The sequence below is a fragment of the Shewanella sp. 10N.286.45.A1 genome (genome assembly GCF_041470405.1).
Lineage (GTDB): Bacteria > Pseudomonadota > Gammaproteobacteria > Enterobacterales > Shewanellaceae > Shewanella.
The window spans coordinates 21268-27850 of the sequence record NZ_JBFRMK010000048.1; the positions used below are offsets into that span (position 1 = coordinate 21268).

3 protein-coding genes are annotated in these 6583 nt (G+C 43.8%); all 3 read right to left on the reverse strand.

Features of this window, described 5'->3' with window-relative positions:
- Positions 1–139 precede the first annotated feature (139 nt).
- Positions 140–3247: a multidrug efflux RND transporter permease subunit gene (locus AB4238_RS04345; protein WP_372031661.1), complete on the reverse strand. Its 3108-nt coding sequence runs from the start codon at positions 3245–3247 to the stop codon at positions 140–142.
- Positions 3248–4351, reverse strand: coding sequence for an efflux RND transporter periplasmic adaptor subunit (locus tag AB4238_RS04350; protein ID WP_372031662.1), 1104 nt, complete (start codon positions 4349–4351; stop codon positions 3248–3250).
- A gap of 665 nt (positions 4352–5016) precedes the next feature.
- Positions 5017–6234 (reverse strand): hypothetical protein, encoded by a 1218-nt coding sequence (locus AB4238_RS04355; RefSeq protein WP_372031665.1) that lies wholly within the window; start codon positions 6232–6234, stop codon positions 5017–5019.
- Positions 6235–6583: the final 349 nt, after the last annotated feature.

Sequence of the window (6583 nt, forward strand, 5' to 3'; positions counted from 1 at the left end):
TGACTGTTTATAAAAATTATCAAATTTTATAAATATAATAAACTTACGTTATGATTTCTGTTCGACGGATTTAAAATGTAAAAAGGGCTTATCAGCAATGATAAGCCCTTTATGGTTAAAGCCGCTGCAAGTACAGTCGCTATTGCTGTTGTTTTAGTGCTTGCTCTGCAATCGCTCTATCCAGCTGGGCTTCGACGTATCCTGGCGATTTGGTTGCGCCAGAGATCAATCGATACATGGCGGGAATGATCAGCAAGGTGACGAATGTGGCAAATGCCATGCCGAAGAACACCACTGTCCCCACTGCTATACGGCTTTCAGAGCCCGCGCCAGTTGACATAATGAGCGGTATTGCGCCAATTAGGGTGGTGAATGCCGTCATCAGAATAGGGCGTAGACGTCTCGCTGAAGCGTCAATAATGGCTTGTTCTATCGCTAAACCTTTATCCCTTAGTTGGTTGGCAAACTCGACGATTAGAATACCGTTTTTGGTCACCATACCAATCAGCATTATCATGCCAATTTGGCTATAGATGTTCAGTCCTTGCCCAGTTAAGTAGAGTCCTAAGAAGCCACCGAAGACACCCATTGGTACCGTAAACATCACCACTAATGGGTTGATGAAACTTTCAAATTGCGCGGCTAGCACTAGATATGCTACCAGCAGGGCTAAGCCAAATACCATGAAAATACTGCTTTGATTTTCTTTAAAGTCTTTAGACTCGCCGGTGTAAGCAACGGAGATATCACTTGGTAGCATTTCAATGGCTTTTTGATCTAGAAAGTCTAGTGCTTCACCTAAGGTATAGCCTTCACCTAAGTTGGCTTTAAGGGTTATCGACTTTTGCTTGTTGTTGTGGCTCAGTTTTTGCGCCGACGCGACCTCTTCAATATGGGTGATGGTATCTAGGGTGATAAGCTCTCCTTTGGCTGAGCGCATGTAGATCTGGCTTAGATCCGCTACGCTATTAAAGCTATTTTCATCACCACGAAGGTATACGTCATATTCTTCACCGCGTTCTACAAAAGTGGTTTCACTGCGGCCACCTAACATCACCTCAAGTGTTTCTGATACCTCTGCGACGCTAACTCCCAGTTCGGCTGCACGTTCACGGTCAACGGTGACCACTAACTCTGGTGTGGTCTCTTTATAATCAATTTCAGGGCCTTCTAGGATTGGGCTATACAGTGCCTCTTCCTCTAATGCGGTTGCCCATTTGAATAGCTCTTGATAGTCAGAACCACCTAAAACAAACTGCACCGGCTCGCTGGACCCACCCCTAAAGCCTGGTAGCATTGGGCGCACCATCACGTCGGGGATCCCTTTTAACGCTTGGGCGATAACGCCCAGTGCTTGTTGGGCATTAACGGTTCGTTCATTCCAATCTTCTAGCTGAATAATAACAAAGCCAGTTTGGTCGCCGGCACGGCCACCAAAAGCTGGTGCTTGAATACTAAAGGACTTGACTACCCCTTGGCCTAAAAGTGGCATTAGCTTTTTCTCTGCTATCTCCATATTAGCGGCCATACGGTTGTAACTGGTGCCTTCTGCCCCTTTGATAAAGGCAAATATAACGCCTCTATCTTCTTGCGGTGCTAGCTGAGCCGGCACTTGTTTCATCAACAAGCCACTACCGACAATACAGGCGATGATGACTAAAGGCGCTGCTAGCCTGAATGACACGGCTTTGCTGACCACTCGTCGATAGAGTTGCTCTAATCGGGCGAATTTAGCTTCAATCCACAGGTTAAAACGACTTGGCTTTACATTGGCTTTGAGTAATTTACTACCCAGTACAGGGGTTAGGGTCAGCGCCACAATTGAAGAGAAGATAACAGAGACCGCTAGCATGACTGAGAATTCAGTAAACAATAGGCCAACCATCCCCTCCATAAATGAGATTGGTAGAAATACCATCACTAACACTGCAGTGGTTGCCACAACAGCAAAGCCAACTTCACGGGTACCTTTATAGGCTGCCAGAATAGGAGGCTCACCTTTTTCGATGTGATGGAATATATTCTCGACGACGACAATAGCGTCATCGACCACTAGCCCAATCGATAGGATGAGTGCCATTAAGGTCAACAGATTAATCGAGAAACCAAAGCTGTTGGCTGCGATAAATGCTGAGATTAATGAAACTGGCACAGTGACAGCCGGGATAAGCGTTGCTCGTGCCTGCCCAATGAAAATGTACAGCACTAATATCACCAACAGCGCGGTGACGGCTAAGGTGTTAAATACTTCATCAATTGAGCGGTCGATAAATACGGTAGAGTCATAATCAACAATAAGTTTGGTGCCTTCTGGCAGGAATTGTTGAATGCGGTCGACCTCTTTATGCACATCTTGGGCAACTTCTAACGGGTTAGCGTCTGATTGCGGTACAACACCTAAACTGATGTTAACCACGCCGTCGCTTTTAAAAGTAGAGTTTTCATTTTCTGCGCCAATAAATACATCGGCGACATCTTTTAAATAGACTGGTGTACCGTCGCTTGCGCGGCGTAGTACTAAATAGTCAAAGTCTTCAGGACTTTGATATAACCTAGCGGTTCTTACAGCCATAACAGTGGTGTCGTTTCTGACTTCACCGCCTGGCGTTTCGACGTTCTCTAGGTTGAGTACCTTAATAATGTCGCTAGCGGTAACTTGTCGGCCTGCCATTAGCTCAGGTTTGAGCTGGACGTACATCACCTTATAGAGACCACCAGAAATATCGACGCTGCTCACGCCGCTAATTAAGCTAAAGCGATCTTCGAGTACACGCTGGGCGTAATCGGTAAGCTGGGTTCTATCCATGATGGATGAACTGAGGTTCACGTACACCGACGGCTCGCCAGTGCCGTTATCTTTCGACACGATAGGGTCGTTAGCTTCATCGGGGAGTCTACGCTGCGCACGCGCAACTGCATCACGAACGTCACTGACGCCTTCGGTGAGATCCCAACCCAAGAAGAAGGTGACAGTAATGCGGCTCATACCATTACGGGTGACGGATTGAATTTGATCGACGCCACTGATACCGGTGAGCTCATCTTCTAATGCGGTGGTTATTTGGCTTTCCATGATGGTAGCCGAAGCACCGTCATAGGTTGTCATCACAGTAACAACTGGGCTTTCAACATCTGGCATTTCTCGTACAGCGAGTTTACTGAACGACACTGCGCCAAAGACACACAGCAATAAACTTAACACTATGGCGACGACAGGGCGTTTGACGGATACATCAGATAACCACATTTAGATGCTACCTCGCGCTTGTTCTGTCTGCTGTTTAGCATCTTTGGCAATTGCAGAGTTGCTAAGATCTTCAACCATTAAACCATCACGCATATTAACCAGTCCTTGTACTACCACTTTATCGCCAATGCTAAGGCCGTCGGTGATTAACACTTCGTTGTCGATACGTGCCCCAAGGGTGACTTTGGTGCGTTTGGCGAGTCCGTCCTCATCAACAACATACACAAAGCGGTTGGTACCTGAGTACTCAAGTGCTTGTACTGGAATGACGGGCTCCGAGACACTCGGAAATGCCAAGATTGCAGACATCATCATGCCTGGCTTTAGATGATGTTGCGGGTTGTCAAACTGCACTCTTACTCGAAGGTTTAGCGTGTCTTGGTTTACACGAGAGTCAATAGCAGTCACTTTGCCTACGAAGTGGGTATTGGGCCAGGCTCTGCTGGTCGCTTTTACACTCATGCCTGGACTCAGCATCGCAAGGTAATGTTCTGGGACTTGTAGATCTAAGCGCATGCTTGAAAGGTCGTCGAGTGTAAGCAGTTCGGTGCCAGCGGTGACCATTTTCCCTTGGCTGAAATCGATTAAGCCTGCAGTGCCTGAAAAGGGCGCACTTAGGTAGTGATAATCAAGATCGGCTTGGGCTGCAGCAAGCCTAGCAGTGGCCATATCAACACTGGCTTTCTGAGCATCTATCTCTGTTTGAGTGATAGCGTTGCGACTAATAAGCTTCGAAAACTCTGTCAGTTTGCGCTTCTCATCCGCCAGATAACTTGCAGCCTCAGCAAGCGCAGCTTGAGCTTTAGCATCATCAAGTTGGACTAACAGTTGACCCGCAGTGATATTTTGATCTGAGCTGACGTTAATTGAGCGGATCTTGCCTGCAATCTGCGGCGCAATGAATACCGATTCTTCAGCATCTAGCTTGCCGACAAGAGAGAGAGTTTGAGCGAGTTCATGCTGATCGACAATACCTGTGATAACCGGAACAGTGCGTACTGCACGATCTTCTGCAGCAGGCCTTTTCGCTTCAGATAAACTGCTATAGGTTAGCGTGCCCGCGACTATAAGAAAGATAGGAATAACAAAAGATGATACTTTCATGAGTGATTACTTAACGCTGCCAAAGTTGAACCTATTTTAGAAAAAAAATAGCTCGAGTAGGGTAAAGCAATGTAAAGTATAGAAAATTAGCATTTAATAATTTACAAGTGGCTAACTTAAAAGTTTATCTTTTAACATTTAAGGTGGTGGAATGATCTTTCTGTTTTCATCTGTTGGATTTATTTAAAGTGCAAAGCGGTTTAATTAGCTTCTAACGATAAGGTTCAGCTCTTGCGACGTTATGCTTAGTTGAATTTAACACCAGCGGGTTACTCAGTTGTAATTTGGCCACTGGTGTTGTGTCGTTAGCGGTATTGGTTATAGAACCTCACGGCTGCCGTTATACAAGCCGCGCGTAAGCTTTTTGACTTTATGTCTAGGATCCGTTTACCTTTTTAACTTGGTTTTGTTCGATTGTTTACCGTAAGGAATAATGCTTTTAGTACAAGTCTCTCGCTAAGCGAAAAGCTAATAACACTGTTGTAATAAAAGCATTGAAACGACCCCGAAGGGCCGTGCTTCTTGGCTATTTTTACTGCGTTGAAACCAATTGGCGAGAATGACTAAACCGCATAGTCTTCGCTTTGCCAAAATAGCGGTTAATCGGCGGCAAAAACACCCATCAAAGAGCAACAGGCCCTAGTAAGCTAGGCTACTGCACGAAGTTACTTATTAGTCGGCTCATTAGTAAATTCGATATTCTGTTGCTTTGATGACGGTGCAACCCCCATAAAATACTCATAGCCTTTTTGAGACTCAGTGTCTGCCTGTTTTTGTTTTTCAGGTGTTGGGATTGTGGTGTTATCGGCGAGCAGAGTGAATTTGGCTTTTTTCTTAGGTTTAATACTGCCTTTTGCGACTTCAACGTTAGGTAAGCGTTCAACACTATTACTTACTTTGAGTATTTGTTTCTGCTTGTTATCTTTGAAGTTATAGCTAAACACACCGTTGCCTTCAATCTTCTCAACGCTGGATTTATCGTTATTTTGATATGACGCCAAGATGCCATGTTTTCCTAGTGGTATTTCATGGAATAACTCTTTTCCTGAGCCGATTTTTTTACCATTGATAAACCAATCTGCTGGCACGTTACTGACAAGTGTCACCATTGCCGATCGTAATCCTAGCTTTTCATTTAAGACGGTATCTATTTTGCTGTTATAAGAGGGCTTGAAATCCATTGCAACGTTATAGCGCAGATCGCCTGCCATATTCATATTCGCATCAACAACTTGATAAGAAAGTAAAACGCTTTTGTCGTTCAGAAATGGTGACTTATTGCGGGTACTCGACAGAATTTGGCTCTTCGATTCTTTCAAACAATCAGAGATAGATTGAAACTTAGAGCATTTTGTTGAGCCATTAATATTAATAGGCATGTTACTCGTCGATTTTGATAGTTCGCTGATTAGTCTATTAATTATGTCTGTTTTTAGCTCAAACAGTTGCTGACTCTTTTGTAATCTACGTTTATTAACCGTCTCGAACTCTTCTTGAATAATGAGGCTGTGGCGTTCTAATGCAGCAGTATCTATTTCTGTTTTTAGGGTTAAGTTAGCCGTTGAATTGATATTGTCTTCTATTTGAGCGTAGAAATTACTCATATTACTTTTAGCTAAAATTTTGTTGGGTAGCTGAGTAATAAGCTTTTGGTATTGTGCTTGATTAAGCGCAATTTTCTCTTTTAATTCTTGAATATCGTAGGAGCGCTTATTTAATTGTGAAAATTTGTCATTAACAGAGATCAGTTCAGAGTCTATATCATATTGGCTTTCAATTTGCTCAAACAGACCCTCTTCGGCAGGGGTAATCACTTTTAATTTTGCAAATGAGTTGCTTGAGAATAAACAAATAACCGCAAGGGGAATTAAACCGTATCTCACTGAAAACTCCGTTTAAAATTATTCACTGAATGACCAACGTAGGTGGTCTCGATGTACCAATAACTCATCGAAAATCACCTGTGCAAGTATAATGTATAAATATATTACTGTAGTTAAATTAACTATACAATTAGATTGTGCATTGTTGCGCTATTAATTTGACGGCTGGCAGAAAGCTGGCGTGGCAAACAGGCAGGTAGAAACAAAAACAGAGACCTAAGTCTCTAATGCCGTTCACTTAAGGTGAACGGCATTTTTATTTTTGGCATACCTTTGAGGCCTAGGTTTTACTGTTCTGGGGAAAGTTCTTTCTCTGCGCCCCTCTAAAATTAAGCTTTCAGCCATATTG